A 23,031-nucleotide genomic window follows, 5' to 3' on the forward strand; every position below is an offset into this window, starting at 1 on the left:
TTATAATTTGGTAATACTATAGAGGATTAGGAGAGGTTTACTATGCTTTTTTATATAATTTTGATTTTATTACTTTTATTATTTATTCCTCTTCCCTTGAAATTTTCTATCTTTATTTCAAAGGAGGAGTATTTTTTTAAATTTTATAATTTAAATCTATTTTCTAAAGATGATGGGTTAATAAAAAAAATCTTAAATAAAAAGAAGAATTCTAAAATAAAAGAAGATAAACATGTGGATGATGAAATTAATAAAGCTAATAAAAATAGTAATAAGAAAGAAAAAAAGAATTTTAATATAAAGTTTGATAAGCATCTTATAAAAAATATTTATAAAACAATTAAGAAAAATAAGTTTAAACCATCTATAAAATATAACGGCAATATTAAGTATTCTTTAAGTGATTCATCTAATACTGCAATATTTTATGGTTTATTATCAAATATTAATCCATTTCTTTATTACTTATTTAATATAGTTTTTAAAGTAAAAAAATTTAAAAACAAATTTAATCCTATTTTTAAAGATGAAATAATTTACGAGCTTTCAATAAGTTGTATAATTACCTTTAATTTAGCTCAAATTATTTATATAGCATTACTTATTTTAAAATGTCTATTAAAAAATAAGGAGGTGAACCCTGTATAGGGAATTTTATGTCAGATAAACATGAAGTAGAAAATCTAATGAGAAGCACCATGGAAAACTTAAGAGATATGATTGATGTTAATACCGTTATAGGAGACACTGTTGAAACCAGCGACGGTACTTGTATTATTCCAATTTCAAAAGTTTCTTTTGGTTTTGCTTCAGCTGGAAGTGAATTTGGTGAACCTAATATAGATTCAAAAGCTTCTGAAGATCAGTATCCTTTTGGTGGTGGTTCTGGTGCTGGTGTTTCTGTAAAACCAGTAGCCTTTTTAATTATAAGAGAAGATACAGTACGTCTATTGCCAGTAAACTATGATACAACTGTAGATAGAATAGTGGATTCAGTACCACAAGTTCTAGATATAGTAAAAAGCTTCTTCAAAGATAAAAATTCACACAATAACAACGTAGCAGAATAATATTTAACCATTAAGTTTTAGAAAAAACACGAACTTACAAACTCCTTATGAACAACTATAAGTTGACATAAAAAAGATGACGATATAATTTGCCGTAAAATTTATATCATCATCTTTTTTGATTTTATAGTTAATCAAAAAAATTTAATTATTACTTATAAATGTTAAACCATACTATAAGATATTGTTAACTTAAATTGCCTTAACTATCTTCAGTTACAGCTACTTCTCCCATTTCTGAAATAGCTTTGTTTAACATATCTAAAGAATTTTCTGTTTCTGCATCACTATAAAGGTCAAGTGATGGTAATTCCTTTAATGTTTCAAGTCCAAATTGTATTAAGAATTCATCTGTAGTTCCATAAAGTATTGGTCTTCCTGGAACTTCTAAACGTCCTATATCCTTAATTAAATTCTTTTCAACAAGCTTTTGTATAGCTGATTCTGATTTAACTCCTCTAATTTCATCAATATCTATACGTGTTATAGGCTGCTTATATGCTATAATAGCTAAACTTTCAATTGATGCTTGAGAAAGTGATTGTCTTCTATTCTTTTTTAATAGCTTTTGGATAAAGTCTGAATTTTCTGCCTTAGTAACTAATTGATATCCATCGTTAATAGCTATAAGCTTTATTCCTCTATTTTCATCTTCATAATCATTAATCATTTCTTTAAGTATTTCTTCTAATGCTTTAGCTTGTATTTCTAAATTATGACTTAAATCTTTTAAACTTAGTGGCTCACCACTGGCAAATAACATAGCTTCAACAGCTGATTTTATCTTTGCTTTTCTTGAAACTTCTTCAAATTCATATTGTGTTACATCTATTGAACTCAAGAATCCTTCCTCCTCTTTATTAGTATCTCTCCAAAACTCTCATCTTGATATACTGCTATAGTTCTAAGTTTAATAAGTTCAAGCAGTGCTAAGAACGTAACTACAGTTTCTAGTTTACAAGAGCTTTCTTCCATTAGTTTTTTAAATTCAACTATTTCTTCTGATTTGAATTTGTCTAAAAGCTCATTCATCTTGTCTTCTACTTTATATTTATCTACATAAATCTTCTTTTGAACTACATTAACTTTATTTTGTTTCTCTCTATAGTTTTCTAAAACTTTATTATAAATATTATATAAATCAAGTAAAGTTGTATTTCTAAGGATATCATCATTATTTGAAGTTTCTTTAGTTTTATCTTCTTCAATAATTTCAGGCTTTTTACTAAATACATCTCCACCGCTTACATATCTATCTTTAAAGAATTCAGAAACAGCTTTAATCTTTTTATATTCTATTAATCTTTCAAGTAGCTTCTTTTCAATATCTTCTTCGCTTTCTTCATCTTCTACCTTTATCTTTGGAAGTAAGTTTTTAGATTTAATTTCAATTAATGTAGCTGCTACTACAATAAACTCTGAAGTTATTTCAAGGTCCATAACCTTTCTACTTTCAAGATATTCTAAATATTGATTTGTTATCTTATATATTTCTACATTATATATATTCATCTTATTTTTCTTTATAAGATGTAGTAATAAATCAAAGGGTCCTTCAAAATCTGCCACTTTTATCTTTGGCAATTCCATTAATTCATCCCGCCTTCATTTTAAATCTCGCAACTTCTATAATACCAATTTTATAATGAAAGAACAAGACTATAAGTGCTCGTGGTAATATATATCTTTAGGTTTATTTTGAATTCTATAGTCATTAACATTTATATAAAAACCATCATCAAAGGATATTTTTCCAGCAATACTTATCCATTGTCCACTTTTTACTGATGTATCTAATCCTTTTACTTTTATCTGTATTTTTTCCTTATCTGCTTGGCAACAGCTAATTTTTTCTCTAGTTATTAAAGTTTCATCTACTCCTTCACTTTCTTCATCTATATATCCTAAAAAGACCATTGTTTTACCTTCATATTTTTCCTTATTTTCATTTATGTCATCTAGTATAGTGTAATTTTCATTATCTATTACAATTACATCATCATTATAGTATAGTAATAAATCATCATAAAAGTTATTATCACTACTCATAATAGGCATTATAAAAAATAATATACCACCTATAATTAATGTAAAAGTTATTGGTATAAATTTATTGGTTATTTCTATTTTTCTGCTTACAGTAAAAATTCTATTAAATTGAAATATAATAAATATACCTAGTATAAATACACTTATATAGAAATATACCAACATATCTGCACTTACAAAGTTTGTTATTTCCTCACTTCTTATTAAAAATATAATACCTGCTGCAAGTAATATTAAAATAATAAACCATATTAATTCATCAATATTAAATTTTTTCATGTTTTTATCCTTTCATTATAGCAGTGCTAATAAATAACATATACTAAAGACTACTATTATAATTATTAATAGTAATTTAAATACAAATTTCTTTTTAAAGAACCCAAAAGCTAAAATAAGATTCTTTAAATCCATCATTGGTCCTAATATTAAAAATGCTATAACTCCATATGGTCCAAAATTGTCTAAAAAGCCTCTTGCAACAAAAGCATCTGCTTCTGAACAAAGTGATAATAAAAATCCTAAAAGCATCATTATAATAATTCCAACTGCATTTCCTGCTACTAAATTTTCTAAAAGTCCATCTTGGAAAAATACTACAAATATACTTGATATAAATGCACCTATTATAAAGTAAATGCTTATATTTAAAAACTCATTACTAGCGTTTATAACTAAATTTCTTAGTTTACCTTTAAATGATATATAATAATTGTTATTATAACTACAACAGTCACAATAATTAATATTATTTTCATCTTTTAAAACATCTTTTTTATCATTCTTATCATAAAAGAAGCCTATTGTTAATCCTACAATTAAGGCCCCTATAACACCTCCAATTGTTCTTAATAAAACTATATCTATATTACCTGGAAATGCATAATATGTAGACATAATTACAACAGGATTTACTATAGGAACAGCTAGCATAAATGTAATACCTACACTAACTGGTAAACCTTTTTTTATAAGACTTCTTGTTATGGGAACTATAGCACACTCACAAACTGGAAAGAATATTCCTGATAATGCTGCAATTAAATATCCAATTATACTATTGGGTGGAATTATCTTTTTTATAAATTCATCTGATACATATATTTGAATTACAGCAGATAATACTGCTCCTATTAATAAAAAAGGTAAGGCTTCTATTATTATTCCAAGATAACTCCACATCCACTCTTCTAATTTCATTACATTCATTTTCTCACCTGCTTACTATTTTTTAAGACATCTTGTAGCTTTACTCTAATATTCCTTACTGTTTTACTTTCTAATAAATTACTTTCTTCTAGAGCTTTACTTATATCTTCATTATTTTTTGCAAGTATTATATGTGCTCTATTATTTAGTGCTTCTAAATCCTTTATTATATTATGTAAGCAATCTCCAGATTCTATATTGTCTTTACTATATCTACTTTTGTTATCTTTACTACTTTTTATATTATCTCTTTCTTGCCTTGCATTTTTAGTTTTTATATTTTCACTTTCTCTATTTTCTATTTCTCTAGATTTTAATTTTGTATAATTATTAATTACAATAACATCACTATTTTGAATAAAAGGTAATAAAATATCTCCCATATTTTTTATATAAAATTCTACATTCTCTCCATCACAGATATAATACATAGTATAAATTCTGCATTTCTTTTCTATCTCTTTATTAAAAACACTTCTATAAAGATAATCTAAGCTTTCAGTTCCGTTATATTCAATTATTATTCTATTTGGATTATAGGAGCTTATTATGTCTAAAAGCTTGTCTTTCATTTTTTCACTTTCATCCATAAATTCTATTACTTTAACATAACCTATATCATTACCTTTTTTAATATCTTTACTAGAATTAACTTTATATTCTTCTTGCTTTAAGTTATTGCAATTTCTTTCTTTTACAGTTGTATTTCCACTTTCACAAAGCATAACAACAATTTTTTCATTTTCTACTATAGTCTTATCTATTAAGGAATTAATAAAGGCTGACTTACCAGCCCCTAAAAATCCTGTTATAACTTCAATACCTATTTTCATCTTTTCACCTTCTTATAAAAAGAACTTACTTATTTTATCTTTATTTAAGTTTGTTCCAATAAAAGAAATCACAGCTTCACCTTTATACTTAACCTCTTCCATTTCTATTTCTGTTAAGGTGTAATTAAATTGCTCTGTTCCATTTTTAGTATTTACAATGCCTTTAGCTCTAACTATTTTCCCAAACTCTTCATTATCCTTCATAAAATTAAATTTACTAATTAGCTCTTCTTTTGATAATTTCTTTTCAATTTTAAGAGCAAAAGTTTCAAACATTTCTTCAAGGCTTTTTTCTTTTTTTACTACAGCCTTAGATCTAAAGCTTAATTTTCTCATTGTTTTAAAGCTTTTATCTTCATTCTTTTCCTCTGTCTTTTCGTTACTTTCCTTTAAATTTTTATACTGAAGCTTTATAGGAATTAACTCTTTTGCCTTTATCTTATTCCAAGGTGTAGATACTATTTGGGCATTATTATTAATTTTTCTAATTTCAGCTTCTACTTTCTTTAATTGATTTTCTTCTATGTTTTGTGTTCTACTTAGTACTATTAAATTTGCATTTTTTATTTGATTTACAAAAAAGTTTTTAAAGTTTTTTAAATATATATTAAACTTTTCACTATCTACTACAGTAATTATCTTTTCTATTTGTGCTATTTCCTTTAAATCCTTTTCTTCAAATGTATTTTTTAAATCACTAAGTTTTGCCACACCTGTTGGCTCTACTATAAGCCTATCTACATTACAATTTTCTACTACATCTTTAATTGATTCTTTAAAGTCTCCTGTAACTTGGCAACAAATACAACCTGCATTAATTTCTTTAACTAAAGTATTGGTTCTACTTAAAATTTCTCCATCTATACTAACTTCACCAAATTCATTTTCAATTATGGCAATTCTATCTTTATAGTATCCTTCTTCTATAAGTTTTTTTATAAGCTGAGTTTTACCCGCACCTAAAAATCCTGAAAATATCTCTACTTTAACGCTCATTTCTTGCTCCATTAAATTTTATTATTCCTAAAAAAATTCTATGAAATAACTACTTTAAATATGCACTATTTTTAATTTCATTAACTCTTCTTTTAACAATAAGTAAAGTATATATGAATAATATGTTATTAAACTCATATAATATTAATGTAAATGTATCACTCTATACTGTGAACGTTATACATAAAAAAATAAGCCATGCATTAATATCGCATAGCTTATTTTTTATTTATAGCTTAAATTTGGGTAAACTATTTAATTATGAATTGCATCTAAAACAAGTTGAGCTGTTGATGCATTTGTTGCTAGTGGAATTTCATAAACATCACATAATCTTAATAATGCATTAACATCTGGCTCATGTGGTTGTGCAGTTAATGGATCTCTAAAGAAGATTACTAAATCTAACTTTTGTTCTGAAATTAAAGCTCCTATTTGTTGATCTCCACCAAGAGGACCACTTTTTAGTCTATGAATTTCTAATTTCGTATTTTCCATAATTCTAAGACCGGTTGTTCCTGTTGCAAAAAGCTCAAGTTTTGATAACCTTTCTTCATTTCTCTTTGCAAAATCAATCATAGCCTCTTTCTTTTTGTCATGTGCAATTAACGCTACTCTCATCTTTGTATCTCTCCCTTTAATTAATAATATTTTACTAATAATATTTTTAATTAATACTATATACTTAATGAATTTTTTATAAGTAACTCTTACTTTAATTATATATAACTTTTCTAAACTTTTCATTTAAATAATGTTAAATTATTTTAATTCAGAATATTTCACAAAAAACACATACATAATATGGTATAAATTACAATTAATATTTTTTATATATTACTTTATAATTTCTTTAAATTAACTTCTATCTAAAGATTTATTATATATTTTTAACTCTAACATATTATATATTCCTTACTTTTTAGATACATAAATATTATCTTTAATATAAAATCTCCATAAAAAATCTTTAGCTTCTTCTGCATAATCTATGCCTATGCGCTTAGTTTCAACTATTTCAAAATTATTATAATTATCATCTTCTATATAAATAGGACCTTTAGTATATAACTGTCTACCATTCATATCTCTATCTATTGAATATGCTAAGCAAAGCTTAGATGGACCATTTGTTAAGTTTTTTATATCAGCTTTTTTCAACTGATTATAATCTTTTTTAAATCTTATATTTGCTAAATAATCAAATTCATTTAATGGCTCTACTGCTCTAATTAAAACTGCTTCTGCAATATCTTTTTTATTTGTTACAACATTTAAGCAATGATAAAGACCATATATAAAATATACATATGAAAGACCATATTCATCATATAGTATTTCTGTTCTTTTTGTTCTTCTTCCATTATAAGCATGGCAGGCTTTATCTATGGCTCCTATATAGCTTTCTGTTTCAACTATTCTAGACTTTAAAATCTTTCCATCAACTTCTCTAACTAATACTTTTCCTAGTAACTCCTTTGCAACTTCTAAAGCGCTTTTATCATAAAATTCCTTTTGTATAATCATTCTATTCTCCTTAAGAACTTATCCTTATGTAAACTACTTTTTTAAAAAAACATTTTTATTTTTATAAATAAATTGTATTTATTATACTTTATTAGTATTTTACCTATTATTCAATAATAAAGTCAGCCTAAGCTGACTTTATTAAAATATAAATAATGAATCATAATACGATATTCTTAATTAACCTTATTTCCACACTCTGAGCAAAATTTACACCCTTCTTTAATTACAGCACCACATTCTGTGCAGAATTTTTGTTTTCCTTTGCTTTTTGCTTCTATCTCTTTAACTTTTGAACCGCAATTAGGACAGAACTTTGCTTCTTTATTTATAACTTCTCCACAATTGGTACATACTATACCTTTAACATTGCCTTGTAAATTATTACTTTCATTATTATTAATATTACTTTTCATTTCTTTGGCAATATTCATTCCCATTTGAATTCCTATAGCTGCTTGTGCTACATTTGACATAGAATTATTAGGATTTTTCTCCATAGATTCTACCATAGCTACATTTTGATAATGTCCTACATTTCCTACCATTCCATATGCTGCATTTTTATCTATAATTTTTTGAACTGATTCTGGATAGCTAAAGTTTTCTATATTTAATGTTGTAACTGTAAGTCCAATTTTAATCATTTCCATATCTAAATCTGTTTTTATTCCCTTTGCTATTTCAAAAGAATTAGCTTGAAGGTTAAACATATCCTTACCTTCTCTTACTATCCACTTCATCAATAATTGATCTAAGGTTGCTAATGCTCTTTGTTTAACATCATCTACTGTAAATTGATTTTTTATTCCTGCTATTTTATCTATTAATACCATATGATCTGAAATTTTAACATTAAAAGAACCAAAGGCTCTTATTGGCATACCACCTGGCATATTAGGAGTTGGTATATTTATAGGGCTTTTAGTTCCCCACTTAACTAAAAACTCTTTAGTATTAATAAATAAAACTTCTGCTTTAATCCCTGATTTAAATCCAAACTTAAATCCTTTCAATGTTGATAAAAATGGAAGTATTTCTGTTTCTATTTCATAGTTTCCCTCTTCTGTAAATATACCTTCTACTCTTCCATTATATAAAAAAATAGCATCTTGACCTGGTCTTATAATTAACCTACTATTCTTTTTTATTTCACTATTTCTCCATTTCCAAAAAAGCACATCATTTCTACTTTCATTCCACTCAATAATGTCCGAAAACTGATTACTAAATAACCCCATAAAAACCTCCTAATTTCTACCCTTTGTTAAATTTTTTTATTATTCCTCTTTAGTTTTTTTAAGATTATATAGTTCATCTTCAATGGAAGAATCCTTTGAATTCTTTAAGCTTTCAAGCTCATCTTCTACTGATGAATTACTTGAAGAATATTTACTCATTAAATCATCTATTTCATCTCTTTTTTCTTCATTTAATTCTGCCATTGCATTAGCTTCATCAAGCATTCTATTTGCCTTTTCTTCCATTCTACTAAAAACATCTAAGCTTGATTTTGAACTTTTTAATGATGACCCTATTTTATTTATCTTTTCTTGTGCCTTAGCTGTTGCAATCTTAGCCTTTATAGTATTCCTTTTATCATTAAGTTCATTTATTTCATCAGTTAATCTTTTATGCATTTCTTTCATTTTGTCACTATTTGCTTTAGCTATTCCATATCTCTGTTCTAAGTTTACCAAATTTTCACTTAATCTAGCTTTCTTAGATAAAAACTGTCTTGCATCATCATCATTTCCTGCATCAACAGCTCTTTTTGCATATTCAAGCATTTTGCTTATATCAGCCTTACAACTATCTACTTCTCTTTTTGCCCTTACTTCCTCTGCCATAACAGATGCAGTTTCTGCTTTTACTTTATTTAAATCCTCATTTAAATTTCTTATTAATTGATCTACCATTTTTGCTGGATCTTCAGCTTTATCTAATAATGCATTAATATTGCATGACATTATATCAGTAAATCTTTTTAATATTGACATATCATTGCCCCCTATATTCTTTAATACCTTTTATCTTATATATTTTATATTTATAGATATCTTTAAAACTTTATTCTTTATCTATTTTGAAAATTCATCAATCTTTTCTGTATCTACTGGTTTTATATATTCATTTTTCATTGTTAAAGCCTTTTTACCACAGCTTTCACAGCAATAACCACATTGAATACATTTAAGCCTATCTATCTTCCATTCTTTATTTTGCCTATCTACAGTTATTGCTGAGGTTGGACACCTTTTACTGCATAGTCCACATAAAACACACTTATCCATATCTATTTCAATATGGCCTCTTGTTATTTCATAATTTTTCTTTTCTTCATTAGGATAATTAATAGTTTTAGGTTTATTAAATACATTTTTTATAATTGTATCTAAAAATTTCATAATCCTCATATTATTTTGCTCCCTATAACTTATTAACGCTCAGTACAACTTATACAAGGATCTATAGTTAATATAAGCACTGGAACATCTGCTAAATCACAGCCTTGTAAAAGCTTAAATAACGCTGGCATATTTGCAAAGGTTGGAGTTCTAACTCTCATTCTCTCTAAAAATTTAGTGCCATTTCCTTTTATATGATATATAACTTCACCTCTAGGTTGTTCAAGCCTTGCAAAATATTGCCCTTTAGGATTTCCAATAACCTTAGTTTCTATTTCTCCTTTAGGTATTTTTCCTATTACTTCATTAATTATATTTATAGATTCATATATTTCATTAAACCTTACTATACATCTTCCATAAGAATCTCCATTATTATCTACGATGGTATTAAACTCTAAATCTTTATATGCACTATAGCCTAAATTTCTTACATCATAATTAATTCCACTAGCTCTTGCCATAGGACCTACACACCCAAGTTCATAAGCATCTTCTTTAGATAATACTCCTACACCAACTAATCTATGCTTTACAGAGTAATCATCAAAAAATACTTTTTTAATCTCATTAAGCTCTTCCTTTACTTCATTAAGAGTTTTTGATATAATTTTAAACTTTTCATCATCTATATCACGTCTAACTCCACCAATTTTACAAACTGAAAATATTACTCTTCCACCAGTAGTTAATTCAAATAAATTTAATATTTTTTCTCTAATTCTAAAGCATTGCATAAAGAGACTTTCAAATCCTAATGAATCACCAAGTAATCCAAGCCACAATATATGACTATGAATTCTTGATAATTCTGCCCATAATACCCTTAGATATTCAGCCCTGTCTGGTATTTTTATATTCATTACCTCTTCTACTGCTTCACTATATCCCATTCCATGCATAAAACTGCAAATACCACAAATTCTTTCTGCAACGAAAACATAATCTTTAAAATCTCTTTTTTCTACTAATTTTTCAAGTCCTCTATGAACAAAGCCTAAAGTTGGAATAGCTTCTATTACTTTTTCATCTTCTAAAAGTAAATCTAAATGAATTGGTTCTGGAAGTACTGGATGTTGAGGTCCAAAAGGAACTATACTTCTATTACTCATATTACTTTTCACCTTCTTCATCTCTATTTATTTCATATGGTGTTTTTCCTTTTATATCATAAAAATGTCCCTTATAATCAATAGCTATATATTTAATTTTTATTCCAAACAAATCTTTCATTTCATTTTCATATAAAAATGCTGGTTTAAATATATTGCTTATACTTGGAATCTCATCATCCTTTGTAATTTTTATAGTATAATTTACAAATTCATATCCTTTACTAAATGAATAATTTAAATTATAAATATCCTTTAATGCTGTACAGCATATTTGAACTAATCTATATTTTTCTTCATTCATTTTGTAAGCCATATTTAATAATTCTTTTAAATCTAATTCCTCATCCTTATAACTATTCTCCATTCTCTATATCCCCTTTTTTACTCTTTGCCATTTTCATTTCTACATATTTTTTATCTAAAATATCTACAGCTTTTATTATTCCATCAATTATTGCTTCTGGCCTTGCTGCACATCCCATTACATAAACATCTACTGGCACTATTTTATTTACTCCACCTAATATGTTATAGCAGTCTTTAAATATGCCTCCAGAACAGGCACAAATTCCAACTGCCATAACAACTTTTGGATTAGGCATTTGTTCATAAATTTGCTTAATTACTTCTGAATTTTTTTCATTAACAGCTCCTGTAATAACTAAAATATCTGCTTGTCTTGGATCTCCAGTATTTATTACACCAAACCTTTCTGCATCATATAATGGACTTAATGAAGCTAAAACCTCTATATCACATCCATTACAGCTTGACCCATCATAATGTATTATCCAAGGTGATTTTTTTAAAGTACTCATATTAAGTCCCTCCTGAAGTCTTCTTATTTATTAAAGCAAAGATAAAATAAATATATTTACAAATCCAATAGTTCCACTTACAATCCATGAACTGCTTAATAAAGCTTGCCACTTTACCCTTGAAAAAGTATTATCTATAAGTATTTCAACAATATATACTACTACACACATAGCTAATGCTAATAAAATACTCATTGGATTATTAAATCTAAAGAATATATATACAAATCCATATAATAAAACATCTTCATACCAATGGGCTATTTCTACTATTGCTAATGTCTTTCCTGAGAATTCTGTAGTTATTCCCTTTACTAACTCTTGATGTGCATGATGAGAAGCACTTAAATCAAAAGGTGATTTTCTAAGCTTAATTGTAAGAATAAACACAAATCCTAAAAATACTCCTGGTAAATATACTATTGGAGGCACATTACCAACAACTATATCTTTTACATTAAAGCTATCTTTTGCAAGATAAAATCCAACTGCTGTAAGTAATACCATTGGCTCATAAGACATCATTTGAAGTAGTTCTCTTTCTGCACCAATAGTGCTAAATGGTGAATTAGTTGAGTATGCTGCAATAACTAAAAAGATACTAGTTAAAGTAAAAGCAAAGGTAACTAATAATATATCACCACCACAAAAGAAAATAGCACCTGTAAAAATCATAAATATTAAAAAGAATGCTAAAAAAAACTTTTCTGCTTTATTTATAACTATAACTTCCTTAGATAAAAGCTTTTTTACATCATAAAATGGTTGTAATATAGGTGGCCCTATTCTTCCCTGCATTCTAGCAGATATTTTTCTATCTATGCCCTGTAATAATCCACCTATAATTGGAGCAAAAATTATAAATAATATTCCATTTATATAATTCATTATAATATCCCTCCTATAGCATAAGCAGAAAAACCAATTATAATAATAAGCGATATATATATACCTATAGGTAATAGCTTTTTCTCTCCAAAGATATTATTCATATACCAACTTGATAAATATAAGCTTTTCTTATCTCCATATGCACTATAAAACTTTTTATCATCTCCACTATTTACTCCAGCCATATATATTGAAGATATATTCTCTCCTCTACTTGTTAAAAATCTCATTCCAAATGGTAAAACTACTATAACAGCAAGCATAATAGTTAATATTTCTTGGTTTGCTTGAGATATAATATTAACTTCTGATATATTAAACATTTCATGTATAAATGGTATTATTAACACCTTTGATACTAGAGGATATAAAAAACATAACACTATAGTTATTACAGCTTGAGCAATTAAAACACTCCATTCTCCTCTTTTTACAGTACACTTTACCCTATCATTTTTATGCCTAACTGCTGCTATCTTTCCAAGCCACTTTGTCCAATAAAAAAGCGTTGCTGCACTTCCATAAGCAATTAAAAGTACTATTACTATATTTCTTGAATCAATAAATGACTTTAAAGCAGCCCATTTTGATATAAGCATACCAAATGGTGCTAAGAACATTCCTGCAATACCAATGGCCATCATTAACGCCATTTCTGGCAACTTTATTATTAACCCATGCATATCTTCAATATCTCTACTTCCAATGACATGTTCTGTTGCTCCAACTGATAAAAACATAAGTGATTTTGATACTGAATGAAATATTATTAAAAGAATTGCTGACCAAATAGATTCATATGTTCCTATACCTGCACAAGCAGTTATAAGCCCCAAATTTGCCATTGTTGAATATGCTAATACCTTTTTAGCATCATTTTGTGAAATTGCTATAATAGACATAAGTACAAATGTTATTCCCCCTATAAAAGAAACTAAATCTCCTGCAATATTTCCTGATAATATAGGTGAAATTCTAATTAACAAATATACCCCAGCCTTAACCATTGTAGATGAGTGAAGCAATGCAGAACTTGGAGTTGGTGCTACCATAGCTCCTAATATCCACTTTGAAAATGGTAATTGTGCTGATTTTGAAAAGCAAGCAATAGCTATTAATATAGCAGGTATTGTTAAAGCCTTACTATTTTCACTTGCCAATGATATTATTCCTTTAAGATCCCAAATATTAAAGTTCACTCTTAAATATATAATTGCTATTGCAAAACAAACACCACCTATTAAATTCATATATAGTGCTGTAAATGCATTGTTAACAGCTTCTTTAGTTTCAGTATATTTAATAAGTAGAAAAGAACTTAAAGTAGTTATTTCCCAAAAGAAATATATCCAAGTTAAATCATTTGATAAAACTATTCCAAACATTGCAGATAGGAAAATAAACATTATTGAAAAAAACACATTTTTCCTATCTCTTACCTCTTTATGAATGCTATGAAAATCTTTCATATATGATATTGCATATACACAAATAGAACCTCCTATTATTGCAATAATTAAAACCATAATTATCGATAACTTATCTATAAATAAATGATGTTCTAAATCAAAGCTTGTTTCTTGCCCATTCATTTCTACCCATATCATTAATACCAAAGAAATAAAAGATAATAGTGCAGTCAAACCTTTTCTTGATTTTAATGAATATGAAATTATATATATTGTCATTGCAATTTCTATAAGTATCATTATTAGGCTAACTAAATCATTATTTATAAAATGAAATCTATTAGGATTATTATAGTATTTAAACGCAACCCCTATAGCTAACGCTCCGATAAATATCACTGATAACTTTATTACTGCATTTGTGTATTTTTCTTCCCTTGTTAATAATAAAATTAAAGCTACTAGTAACGGCAAAAAAATTAGAAGAATAATTTCTGTCACGTAACTCCCCTCTTTCAATTTCTAAACTATATATATTATATTTTAGAGATATTTAATTTAGGCTTTCTATCATAACCTTTTTTATCTATCTTTATCTCAATATTCAACTTTAAAGCATATTAAATTATATTTACTTATATTAAATAACATAGGTATATTAAACAACATACCTACATTGTCGAATATTTACATTACGTATTAAAAATTAAACCCTTATTTCTACTTAACAAGCTTTACTTAAGATTTAAATTTAATAATAAAAAAACCTATAAATAGATGAATAACTTTTCATACTATTTATAGGCTTTTAAATTAACTTATTATTCCATACAACTTACCGTTCTTTTTATATACTTCTACTGTAAATGTTGATATAGATGCATAATATCCTTGGTATGCTGATATATGTCCTCTAATTTCTATAGATACTCCTGAACTATCTTCTCCTACTTTTCCGTTATAAATAACTTTGTTTAAGTTAAAATAAATAGGACCTCCTGCCTCAATTCCCATTTGTTCTCTTAAAAAATCAGTAGATTCAACTAACCTTTCTTTTTCACCTTCACTAATTAAAGCAACATCTTCACTTTCACCATCAAAGCTTTCTATTACATTTGCATATATTCCATCATTACCTAATAAATATTCTGTAATTAAGTCAACTGCAAAATCTACTTCTAAATATTCTCCATATATATAAGGAGTTTCCCCCCAATTATCATAAATTTGAGTTCCATCTTCTAATTCTACAATGTTCTTATTTACAGTATATAATTTTCCAAGGCCTTCAAATTCAGAGTAAACCTTTTCCTGTTTCTCTTCATTAACTCCTTGGCTTTCTTCTACATTATTTTCAACTGTATTATTATTTTCTTCTTTTATATTATTACTACATCCTGTTAGTAACATTAATAACGCTAATACTATAATACCTCTCTTCAATATTATCACCATCCTCCTTATTCATTTTATTACAAATCTATCCTAATTTCAAAGGCTATTTTAAGTTACGTCTATCTTTAGACAATCTTTAGTTGTTAAATCTCTAATTACCAATTAATATTATGATATATTAATAAAAATATAAGGAGACATTTAAGGATGAAAAAATACTTATTATTTGATTTAGATGGAACATTAACAGATCCTAAAGATGGGATTACTAAAAGTGTACAATATGCACTTAGAAAATTTGGAATTGAAGAGGAATGTGAAAACCTAATTTCATTTATTGGACCACCACTATTAGATTCATTTATGGAATCTTACGGTTTTGATATAAAAAAAGCAGAACTTGCAATAAAGTATTATAGAGAACGATTTTCTACTATTGGATTACTTGAAAATAGTGTAATTGACGGAATACCAGAAGTATTAAGTAAATTAAAAGAGCATGGATATATAATGGCAGTTGCCACTAGCAAACCTACCCACTTTGCTGTTCCTATTTGCGAAAAATTCAACTTAAGTGAATACTTTCATTTAATTATTGGAAGTGAACTTGATGGAACAAGAACAAAAAAATCAGAAGTTATTTGTGAGGTACTTAAACAACTTGGTGCTGCCCCTGGACAAACAGTTATGATTGGAGATCGTAAACATGATATAATAGGTGCAAAAGAATCTGGTACTACAAGTATTGGAGTTACGTTTGGATATGCAAAAGATGGTGAATTAGAAAAATCCGGAGCTGATTTTATTGTAAAAACACCAGCTGAATTATTAGATTGTATATTAGAAATTAATTAATATAGGTTACTATTAAAAGGGATATAGAAAAGTTCATGATATTTTGTAAAGAACATTTATAACGCTCTTTACAATTTATATCATGAACTTTTAATCATCTTACTTATTTATAATTTAATTAAACACCTTTTTTAAATAAGTGTTTCATATTGTATTTAACATTATCGAAGAAGCCTGCTTTTTCTACATCTCTATCACAATATAATTCTACTTCTCCTGCCTTAGTATCACCTATGTAAATTTCACATTTTCCTACATATTCACCTTCTGTATAGGAATCTTTTAATTCTTCTAATACTAAGTTCTTTTCCGGTTCTCCTTCTGTACCTTTAAGCATTGCTATATATAAATCATTTTTAGCTTTTGCTATAAAGTATCTATCTGTATTTTTGCCTAAATATACTTTTTCAATTTCATCATCTTTTGCAAATAATTTTTTACCTTCAAATTTAGAGAAACCATAATTCATTAGCATACTTGCATCACGATTTCTTATTTTATATGTTGGTGCTCCCATTATTACAGTTAACATTCTAACACCATTACGCATTGCAGTTGCTGATATACAATATTTAGCTTCTTGTGTATATCCTGTTTTTAATCCATCACAGCCTTCAAAGAATCTTACTAATTTATTATGATTTACAAGTTCTATTGGACTCTTTCTTCCCTCTGATATTGTTTCCATATATGTTCCTGTATATTTTAATATTTGAGGGTGTTTTAATAATTCTAATGACATTATAGAAATATCTCTAGCAGTTGTTAAATGTCCTTCTTCTGGTAAACCATTACAATTTTTAAAAGTTGTATTATTCATTCCAAGTTCTTGAGCTCTTTTGTTCATCATTTCAACAAAAGCATCTACTGTTCCACCTAAGTATTCTGCCATAGCTACAGCTGCATCATTTCCTGAAGCAATAGCTATACCTTTTAATATTTCTTCAACAGTTCTTACTTCTCCTGTATCTAACAGCATAGTGCTTCCACCCATTTTTTTAGCATTTTCACTACAAACTATGGTGTCGCTTAATTTGATTTTCCCACTATCTACTGCTTCAATAGCAAGTAACATTGTCATTATTTTTGTTACAGATGCTGGTGCAAATTTTTCATCTGGATTTTTTTCATATAATACTGTACCGCTACTAGGTTCAATTAATAAAGCACTTTTTGCATCTACAGTCATTCCCTCTTCTGTAGTAGAAGTATTAACATCATAATAGCAATCCTCATAATTAATAGTGTCTGCCTTTGTATTTACAAAAGGTATTGATGTAATTAAGGATATTACACTTAATAAAATAATAGAAATTTTACTTATAACTTTATTTTTCATTTGTTCTCCTCCTTCTCAAGTTTATTATTTCCAAGAAAATAAAAAATATGATAAAAAGAAGTTTTAACTCTTTTTATCATATTTTTTCAAGTTATCTTACTATATCATATATTAATGGTATATTAAGGTCATATTTATCTTCAATTATAATATCTTCTAATATACTATTTTTAGCTTTTTCTATTTTAGAAATATCGTTAGAGTGTATGTAAGCTAATACATCTCCTTTGCTTACAGCTTCCCCTCTCTTTTTATTTAAAACTATACCTACAGCTAAATCTATTTCACTTTCCTTAGTTGCACGTCCTGCTCCAAGTTCCATAGCAATAAGACCAAATGCTTCTGCTTTAATTTTAGTAATATATCCATCTCTTGGTGCAACAACTGGCTCTATATATTTAGCTTTAGGGAACTTGCTATAATCATCAATTGGAGTTATATCTCCACCTTGAGCTGCTACAAATTCCTTAAGCTTTTCTAATCCCTTACCATTTTCAATGCTTTCTAATAAAAGTTTTCTTGCCTCTTCTACAGTGTCTGCTTTCTTAGCACAAAGAAGCATATTTGATCCTAATGTTAAAGTTAATTCTAATAAGTCTTTAGGACCATTTCCTTTTAGTAGTTCTATAGCCTCAATAACTTCTAAACTATTTCCTATAGCATATCCTAGAGGCTGATCCATATCTGAAATAACACCTATTGTTTGTCTGCCTAACATATTTCCTATGTTAACCATTTCTGTTGCTAATTCTTTAGCTGTTTCTGGTGTTTTCATAAAAGCACCATCTCCAACCTTAACATCTAAAACTATTGCATCAGCACCACTTGCAAGTTTTTTACTCATAATACTTGATGCAATTAATGACATATTATCAACAGTTGCAGTTACATCTCTAAGTGCATATAATTTTTTATCAGCTGGAACTAAGTTACCACTTTGCCCCATTATTGCGATATTTATAGAATTTACATTGTTCATGAATTCTTCTTCTGTAAGCTCTACTGAAAATCCTTTAAATGTTTCTAATTTGTCAATAGTTCCTCCAGTGTGACCTAGACCTCTTCCTGACATCTTAGCAACTGGTATTCCAAGTGATGCAACAAGTGGTGTTAAACATATTGAAGTTTTATCTCCAACTCCTCCAGTTGAATGCTTATCAACTTTAATACCATTAATATTACTTAAATCTATTTTGTCTCCTGATTCTACCATTGCATTAGTTAAATCTGCTGTTTCTCTCTTGTTCATCTTATTAAAGAATATAGCCATTAAAAGAGCTGAAGCTTGGTAGTCTGGAATTTCACCTTTTGTAAATCCATCTACAAAAAAGTTAATTTCCTCTGTTGTTAGCTCTTCACCTTTTCTCTTTTTCATTATTAAATCATACATTCTCATAAAAGTCTTCCTCCTAAAGCTATTTTCTTATGTCATTTAAAAAACTTTTTCCTACTAATTCATTTTCTACATTAAAGAAATCTAAAATAGTCTTTCCTATATCTGCAAAAGTTTCTCTAGTTCCTAAATTAACATTTCCTTTTAAATTTTTACCATATACAAGTATTGGAATGTACTCTCTTGAGTGGTCTGTGCTTGCAGTTGTAGGATCACATCCATGGTCTGCTGTTAAAATTAGCATATCTTCATCTGTCATTTTTGCATATATTTCTTGTAATCTGTCATTAAATTCTTCTATTGCTTTTCCGTAACCTTTTGCGTCATTTCTATGACCATAAAGCATATCAAAATCAACTAAGTTAGTAAATATAAGCCCTTCTTTAACAGTATCCATATATTCTAAAGTTTTGTCTACTCCATCCATATTATTTTTTGTGTGAACAGCTAGAGTAACACCCTTCTTATTATATATATCTTCAATCTTACCAACTGCAGCTACTTCTTTTCCACTTTCCTTTAAATACTCTAACATAGTTTTGTTAAATGGATCTAAAGCATAATCTCTTCTATTTGATGTTCTCTTAAAGCTTCCTACTTCTCCTGTAAATGGTCTTGCTATAACTCTACCAACAGCCCATTTATCTACTAACATTTCTCTTGCTATTTCACACATTTTGTATAATTCTTCAACTGGAATTACATCTTCATGTGCAGCTATTTGGAAAACACTATCAGCAGAAGTATAAATTATAGGGTATCCAGTTTTTACATGCTCTTCTCCTAATTCTTCTATTATAGCAGTTCCTGATGCAACTGTATTACCTAATATATTTTCCTTGTTTGTTCTCTTTAAGAATTCATCAATGATTTCCTTTGAAAAACCATCTGGGTAAGTATTAAGTGGTTTTTCTAAAATTACTCCACCTATTTCCCAGTGTCCTGTTACTGTATCTTTACCCATTGATTTTTCGCTTGATCTTCCATATGCACCTATAGCAGAATCACAAGCTTTTGGCATAGTAACTCCTTCAATGTTACCGATACCTAACTTTTCTAACTCATCTATATTTAACTTTCCACAAGCTTTGCAAATATTATCTAAAGTATGACTTCCTTCATCTCCATAATTTTTAGCATCTGGTAATTCTCCAACTCCTAAACTATCTAATACTATTAAAATAGCTCTTTTCATATTGTTTATCTCCTTCCTAATTTAAGCCCCTTTTTTAATGCTTATGCCCTTGGATGGGTATTTTTATAAACTAAGTTTATTTTATCATTATTTATTATTTCATAATAGGTATCCATATAAGTTAAAACTTGATTTCCAAGTAATTTTTGTACAGCTCTTACATTTGCACCATTTTGTAATAAATGTACTGCAAAAGAATGTCTAAATGTATTTAAGTTTACATCTTTATTTATACCAGCTTTATGAGAATATTCTTTTACAATTCTCCATACTCCTTGTCTAGTTAGTTGATTTCCATTTAAGTTTACAAAAAGATTTGGTACACCTTGACATGCTATAATATCTCTTATTTTTAAATAATCTTGCACTGCACGTTGTGCACTTCTACCAATTGGTATAAGTCTTTCATAATTTTTGTTATCATGACACCTTACATATGATAATTCAAGGTTTACATCTTCAACTGACAGATTAATTATTTCAGAAACCTTCATTCCAGTTGCATACATAAGTTCTAATAATGCATTATCTCTTATACCTTTATTACAATCTTTATCTACTATCTTTATTATTCTATCAACTTCTTCAACAGTAAGTATTTCTGGTAACTTTTTAGAAGTATCACTGCTCTTATAATATATTTTAGGAATATCTCTAATTATTTTATGCTCTTTTAAATAATTATAAAAGCTCCTTAAACTAATTACTATTCTACTTATAGACCTTTCTGATTTTCCTTCTTCTAAAAGGTGATCTATATACGCTTTAACAGTTACATTATCTGTTTCGTCTAAATATATATCTTTACTATTTAAATATTTTATATATAAATTCACATCAGTAACATAGGCATAAACTGTATTTTCACTTTTATGACTTTGAAGTAATGATTCCCTATACTCGTTTACTATCTCTTTCATAACTATCCCCATTCCCATCTTATTTTATATTATTCGACAATTATTTTAAAATTCCTCTATATTATCACAGATTAAATAACTTTATAAACATTGGTAACAACAAACCTTATTAAACCTGGACTAAGGTATGCTTCCACTAAGGTCCCTACCATGAATACACATAATAAAACTCCTACTTTAAAAATTAGTTCTCTCTCTACTATTGTATTTACTTTACTCTTATTAAAGAACCTATCTCGCAGTTTTGTTGAAGAAAATTCTATAGCTACAATACTAAGAGCTATAAAACATGGAATATATATTATGTTTTGAGGCAATATGGATACTAACGCAAGCCAAATACCTTTTCCATCAAAAGTAGAAATTAAAAAGCTAAATGTATATCCTAATGTAAAACCCTTAATTAAATCTACAAGTAATATAAACGGTGTACCAAATACAGTAAATGCAAGTACTATAATAATCCCTATTAGCATTAAATTTTTCTTTAATATATCAATAAGCAAAACTTTATTATTTACTGGATCTTCTGTAATACTTTTTGTAAAAGATGAAAAATAGCCAGCAAGATCTGTTGAGTCATTTAAATTCATATATTTTACCATATATGTACCTAGTACAATACCCACGCAAAAGAATACAAAAACCATCATGTAAAATAGCTTATTTTCCTTATAATTAAAATTAAGTTTATTTAATATATTCATTTTAAACACCTCCTAATATATAGCTGTATACTAATACTATGATGAGATGTTTAAATATATTCATAAGTGAATATATGTAAATTATAATTTTTTTATAATTTTTTCAAAAAATTCACTTTCTTTAGGGAAATTTAATTGATTATTATTTTTCAACTTTTCTAAAATACTTTTTACTTCCTCAATTTCTTTCATTTTCTTATCTTTTTCTTTTTGACCTCTTCCTAATTTATCACTTAAGAACATTAAAAGCATATCATTCATATCAACTGTTTTAATCATTGCTTCTGGCTTTCCAAATGGTAAATCCTTATTTATATAAATATGATGCATATGATATTTAGCTAAATTTATTATTATTTCTTTCTTATTTTCATTTATATCATAATTATCTAATATTTCTCTTATTATTTTTTCTCCTTCAGTATCATGATTGTAAGAAATCCATCTTCCTTGCTTATTCTTTTTTGTAGTTGTTATCTTTCCTATATCATGAAAAAATGTTGCAAGCATAAAGGCTTCTTTATTATTTGCAAACTCCCTAAGCTTTGCTGCTATATCAACAACTTCTAATGTATGATTCCACACATCCCCTTCTGGATGAAACTCTGGATTTTGCATAGTTCCTTTTAATCTAAGAACTATTTCTAATGGAGTGTCTTTTAATGACGACCTTATTTCTTTTAAATAAGTTGATGGAATTTCATCATTTAACAGATGCTCTTCTATATTTTTAAGTATATTTTTTTCCATTTCATTCTCCTTTTTGTATAATTTTATATCCGTTCACTTTTAGTTTACTTAATTTATTAAATTTTAACACTAAATTTTATAAATTAATTTTTGATATATAATTAAAATTAAGTTTTTAAGTTTATAACTTAAAAAAATAAAACTGCTACAAA

At 27.2% G+C, this 23,031-nt stretch carries 26 protein-coding genes; 3 read left to right on the plus strand and 23 right to left on the minus strand.

The window, feature by feature from the left end; genetic code table 11:
- Positions 1-234: 234 nt before the first annotated feature.
- Together LPC13_RS05310 and ytfJ are read left to right on the plus strand one after the other, a co-directional pair.
- Positions 235-648, plus strand: coding sequence for a DUF2953 domain-containing protein (locus tag LPC13_RS05310; RefSeq protein ID WP_169317571.1), 414 nt, complete (start codon positions 235-237; stop codon positions 646-648).
- A gap of 8 nt (positions 649-656) precedes the next feature.
- Positions 657-1,070, plus strand: coding sequence for a GerW family sporulation protein (gene ytfJ / locus LPC13_RS05315; RefSeq protein WP_005213180.1), 414 nt, complete (start codon positions 657-659; stop codon positions 1,068-1,070).
- 202 nt (positions 1,071-1,272) lie between these two features.
- Here ytfJ and scpB read toward each other — a convergent pair whose 3' ends face one another.
- The 17 genes from scpB to LPC13_RS05400 all read right to left on the minus strand — a co-directional run bounded on the left by scpB (position 1,273) and on the right by LPC13_RS05400 (position 15,768).
- Positions 1,273-1,911, minus strand: a complete 639-nt coding sequence (gene scpB / locus LPC13_RS05320; protein ID WP_005213179.1) for an SMC-Scp complex subunit ScpB — start codon at positions 1,909-1,911, stop codon at positions 1,273-1,275.
- The gene (locus LPC13_RS05325) at positions 1,908-2,660 is read right to left on the minus strand and encodes a segregation/condensation protein A (protein WP_005213177.1); all 753 of its coding nucleotides are present in this window, start codon (positions 2,658-2,660) and stop codon (positions 1,908-1,910) included. The genes scpB and LPC13_RS05325 overlap by 4 nt, the downstream gene beginning before the upstream one ends.
- A gap of 69 nt (positions 2,661-2,729) precedes the next feature.
- Positions 2,730-3,398 carry a TIGR03943 family putative permease subunit gene (locus tag LPC13_RS05330; RefSeq protein ID WP_005213175.1) on the minus strand — a complete coding sequence of 223 codons (669 nt, stop codon included), beginning with the start codon at positions 3,396-3,398 and terminating at the stop codon, positions 2,730-2,732.
- A 15-nt stretch (positions 3,399-3,413) separates the two neighbouring features.
- The gene (locus LPC13_RS05335; RefSeq protein ID WP_234088676.1) at positions 3,414-4,328 is read right to left on the minus strand and encodes a permease; all 915 of its coding nucleotides are present in this window, start codon (positions 4,326-4,328) and stop codon (positions 3,414-3,416) included.
- The gene (locus tag LPC13_RS05340; protein ID WP_005213169.1) at positions 4,325-5,161 is read right to left on the minus strand and encodes a GTP-binding protein; all 837 of its coding nucleotides are present in this window, start codon (positions 5,159-5,161) and stop codon (positions 4,325-4,327) included. Before LPC13_RS05340 ends, LPC13_RS05335 begins: the two co-directional genes overlap by 4 nt.
- 12 nt (positions 5,162-5,173) lie before the next feature.
- Complete coding sequence (locus tag LPC13_RS05345) at positions 5,174-6,157, minus strand: CobW family GTP-binding protein (RefSeq protein WP_040419356.1); 984 nt, start codon at positions 6,155-6,157, stop codon at positions 5,174-5,176.
- A gap of 255 nt (positions 6,158-6,412) precedes the next feature.
- The gene (locus LPC13_RS05350; protein WP_040419353.1) at positions 6,413-6,778 is read right to left on the minus strand and encodes a methylglyoxal synthase; all 366 of its coding nucleotides are present in this window, start codon (positions 6,776-6,778) and stop codon (positions 6,413-6,415) included.
- 294 nt (positions 6,779-7,072) lie between these two features.
- Positions 7,073-7,684, minus strand: coding sequence for a DNA-3-methyladenine glycosylase (locus tag LPC13_RS05355; RefSeq protein ID WP_005213163.1), 612 nt, complete (start codon positions 7,682-7,684; stop codon positions 7,073-7,075).
- Between the two features lie 176 nt (positions 7,685-7,860).
- On the minus strand, positions 7,861-8,925 hold the full coding sequence (locus LPC13_RS05360; protein WP_195244607.1) for an SPFH domain-containing protein: 1,065 nt from the start codon (positions 8,923-8,925) through the stop codon (positions 7,861-7,863).
- Positions 8,926-8,964: 39 nt separating this feature from the next.
- Positions 8,965-9,684 (minus strand): PspA/IM30 family protein, encoded by a 720-nt coding sequence (locus tag LPC13_RS05365; protein WP_005213158.1) that lies wholly within the window; start codon positions 9,682-9,684, stop codon positions 8,965-8,967.
- An 81-nt stretch (positions 9,685-9,765) separates the two neighbouring features.
- Entirely contained in the window at positions 9,766-10,101 is a 336-nt protein-coding gene (locus tag LPC13_RS05370) for a 4Fe-4S binding protein (RefSeq protein WP_040419328.1), read from the minus strand.
- Between the two features lie 23 nt (positions 10,102-10,124).
- The gene (locus tag LPC13_RS05375; protein ID WP_040419326.1) at positions 10,125-11,204 is read right to left on the minus strand and encodes a hydrogenase large subunit; all 1,080 of its coding nucleotides are present in this window, start codon (positions 11,202-11,204) and stop codon (positions 10,125-10,127) included.
- A gap of 1 nt (position 11,205) precedes the next feature.
- Positions 11,206-11,571 (minus strand): NADH-quinone oxidoreductase subunit C, encoded by a 366-nt coding sequence (locus LPC13_RS05380; RefSeq protein WP_195244608.1) that lies wholly within the window; start codon positions 11,569-11,571, stop codon positions 11,206-11,208.
- Positions 11,561-12,025, minus strand: coding sequence for an NADH-quinone oxidoreductase subunit B family protein (locus LPC13_RS05385; RefSeq protein WP_234088677.1), 465 nt, complete (start codon positions 12,023-12,025; stop codon positions 11,561-11,563). The genes LPC13_RS05380 and LPC13_RS05385 overlap by 11 nt, the downstream gene beginning before the upstream one ends.
- A gap of 30 nt (positions 12,026-12,055) precedes the next feature.
- A complete protein-coding gene (locus LPC13_RS05390) occupies positions 12,056-12,913 on the minus strand; it encodes a respiratory chain complex I subunit 1 family protein (RefSeq protein ID WP_005213152.1) in 858 nt (285 codons plus the stop codon).
- Positions 12,913-14,799: an NADH-quinone oxidoreductase subunit 5 family protein gene (locus tag LPC13_RS05395; RefSeq protein ID WP_207733654.1), complete on the minus strand. Its 1,887-nt coding sequence runs from the start codon at positions 14,797-14,799 to the stop codon at positions 12,913-12,915. Before LPC13_RS05395 ends, LPC13_RS05390 begins: the two co-directional genes overlap by 1 nt.
- A gap of 339 nt (positions 14,800-15,138) precedes the next feature.
- The gene (locus tag LPC13_RS05400; protein ID WP_040419324.1) at positions 15,139-15,768 is read right to left on the minus strand and encodes a hypothetical protein; all 630 of its coding nucleotides are present in this window, start codon (positions 15,766-15,768) and stop codon (positions 15,139-15,141) included.
- Between the two features lie 159 nt (positions 15,769-15,927).
- Here LPC13_RS05400 and LPC13_RS05405 point away from each other — a divergent pair, with 159 nt between their 5' ends.
- Positions 15,928-16,575 (plus strand): HAD family hydrolase, encoded by a 648-nt coding sequence (locus tag LPC13_RS05405; RefSeq protein ID WP_005213149.1) that lies wholly within the window; start codon positions 15,928-15,930, stop codon positions 16,573-16,575.
- Positions 16,576-16,693: 118 nt separating this feature from the next.
- Here the strand turns inward: LPC13_RS05405 and LPC13_RS05410 are convergent, their stop codons facing one another.
- From LPC13_RS05410 to LPC13_RS05435, 6 genes are all read right to left on the minus strand, one after another.
- Positions 16,694-17,914, minus strand: coding sequence for a D-alanyl-D-alanine carboxypeptidase family protein (locus LPC13_RS05410; protein WP_005213147.1), 1,221 nt, complete (start codon positions 17,912-17,914; stop codon positions 16,694-16,696).
- Between the two features lie 91 nt (positions 17,915-18,005).
- Entirely contained in the window at positions 18,006-19,310 is a 1,305-nt protein-coding gene (locus LPC13_RS05415; RefSeq protein WP_005213145.1) for a pyrimidine-nucleoside phosphorylase, read from the minus strand.
- A 19-nt stretch (positions 19,311-19,329) separates the two neighbouring features.
- Positions 19,330-20,502: a phosphopentomutase gene (locus LPC13_RS05420; RefSeq protein WP_005213143.1), complete on the minus strand. Its 1,173-nt coding sequence runs from the start codon at positions 20,500-20,502 to the stop codon at positions 19,330-19,332.
- A gap of 41 nt (positions 20,503-20,543) precedes the next feature.
- Positions 20,544-21,422, minus strand: a complete 879-nt coding sequence (locus LPC13_RS05425; RefSeq protein WP_040419322.1) for a tyrosine-type recombinase/integrase — start codon at positions 21,420-21,422, stop codon at positions 20,544-20,546.
- Between the two features lie 71 nt (positions 21,423-21,493).
- Positions 21,494-22,129, minus strand: a complete 636-nt coding sequence (gene spoIIM / locus LPC13_RS05430; protein ID WP_005213139.1) for a stage II sporulation protein M — start codon at positions 22,127-22,129, stop codon at positions 21,494-21,496.
- An 81-nt stretch (positions 22,130-22,210) separates the two neighbouring features.
- Positions 22,211-22,879 carry an HD domain-containing protein gene (locus LPC13_RS05435; RefSeq protein ID WP_005213137.1) on the minus strand — a complete coding sequence of 223 codons (669 nt, stop codon included), beginning with the start codon at positions 22,877-22,879 and terminating at the stop codon, positions 22,211-22,213.
- Positions 22,880-23,031 lie beyond the last annotated feature (152 nt).

Source organism: Clostridium celatum (genome assembly GCF_021412605.1).
Classification (GTDB): domain Bacteria; phylum Bacillota; class Clostridia; order Clostridiales; family Clostridiaceae; genus Clostridium; species Clostridium celatum.

What these genes read in the sequence shown, in the direction of transcription:
- LPC13_RS05425 (WP_040419322.1), bottom strand. Translation starts at nt 21,422, where the DNA reads ATGAAAGAGATAGTAAACGAGTATAGGGAATCATTACTTCAAAGTCAT.
- LPC13_RS05410 (WP_005213147.1), bottom strand. Translation starts at nt 17,914, where the DNA reads ATGAAAAATAAAGTTATAAGTAAAATTTCTATTATTTTATTAAGTGTA.
- LPC13_RS05435 (WP_005213137.1), bottom strand. Translation starts at nt 22,879, where the DNA reads ATGGAAAAAAATATACTTAAAAATATAGAAGAGCATCTGTTAAATGAT.
- LPC13_RS05350 (WP_040419353.1), bottom strand. Translation starts at nt 6,778, where the DNA reads ATGAGAGTAGCGTTAATTGCACATGACAAAAAGAAAGAGGCTATGATT.
- ytfJ (WP_005213180.1), top strand. Translation starts at nt 657, where the DNA reads ATGTCAGATAAACATGAAGTAGAAAATCTAATGAGAAGCACCATGGAA.
- LPC13_RS05330 (WP_005213175.1), bottom strand. Translation starts at nt 3,398, where the DNA reads ATGAAAAAATTTAATATTGATGAATTAATATGGTTTATTATTTTAATA.
- LPC13_RS05420 (WP_005213143.1), bottom strand. Translation starts at nt 20,502, where the DNA reads ATGAAAAGAGCTATTTTAATAGTATTAGATAGTTTAGGAGTTGGAGAA.
- LPC13_RS05365 (WP_005213158.1), bottom strand. Translation starts at nt 9,684, where the DNA reads ATGTCAATATTAAAAAGATTTACTGATATAATGTCATGCAATATTAAT.
- LPC13_RS05380 (WP_195244608.1), bottom strand. Translation starts at nt 11,571, where the DNA reads ATGGAGAATAGTTATAAGGATGAGGAATTAGATTTAAAAGAATTATTA.
- LPC13_RS05375 (WP_040419326.1), bottom strand. Translation starts at nt 11,204, where the DNA reads ATGAGTAATAGAAGTATAGTTCCTTTTGGACCTCAACATCCAGTACTT.
- LPC13_RS05360 (WP_195244607.1), bottom strand. Translation starts at nt 8,925, where the DNA reads ATGGGGTTATTTAGTAATCAGTTTTCGGACATTATTGAGTGGAATGAA.
- LPC13_RS05385 (WP_234088677.1), bottom strand. Translation starts at nt 12,025, where the DNA reads ATGAGTACTTTAAAAAAATCACCTTGGATAATACATTATGATGGGTCA.
- LPC13_RS05325 (WP_005213177.1), bottom strand. Translation starts at nt 2,660, where the DNA reads ATGGAATTGCCAAAGATAAAAGTGGCAGATTTTGAAGGACCCTTTGAT.
- spoIIM (WP_005213139.1), bottom strand. Translation starts at nt 22,129, where the DNA reads ATGAATATATTAAATAAACTTAATTTTAATTATAAGGAAAATAAGCTA.
- LPC13_RS05390 (WP_005213152.1), bottom strand. Translation starts at nt 12,913, where the DNA reads ATGAATTATATAAATGGAATATTATTTATAATTTTTGCTCCAATTATA.
- LPC13_RS05405 (WP_005213149.1), top strand. Translation starts at nt 15,928, where the DNA reads ATGAAAAAATACTTATTATTTGATTTAGATGGAACATTAACAGATCCT.
- LPC13_RS05345 (WP_040419356.1), bottom strand. Translation starts at nt 6,157, where the DNA reads ATGAGCGTTAAAGTAGAGATATTTTCAGGATTTTTAGGTGCGGGTAAA.
- LPC13_RS05335 (WP_234088676.1), bottom strand. Translation starts at nt 4,328, where the DNA reads ATGAATGTAATGAAATTAGAAGAGTGGATGTGGAGTTATCTTGGAATA.
- LPC13_RS05340 (WP_005213169.1), bottom strand. Translation starts at nt 5,161, where the DNA reads ATGAAAATAGGTATTGAAGTTATAACAGGATTTTTAGGGGCTGGTAAG.
- LPC13_RS05355 (WP_005213163.1), bottom strand. Translation starts at nt 7,684, where the DNA reads ATGATTATACAAAAGGAATTTTATGATAAAAGCGCTTTAGAAGTTGCA.
- LPC13_RS05370 (WP_040419328.1), bottom strand. Translation starts at nt 10,101, where the DNA reads ATGAGGATTATGAAATTTTTAGATACAATTATAAAAAATGTATTTAAT.
- LPC13_RS05415 (WP_005213145.1), bottom strand. Translation starts at nt 19,310, where the DNA reads ATGAGAATGTATGATTTAATAATGAAAAAGAGAAAAGGTGAAGAGCTA.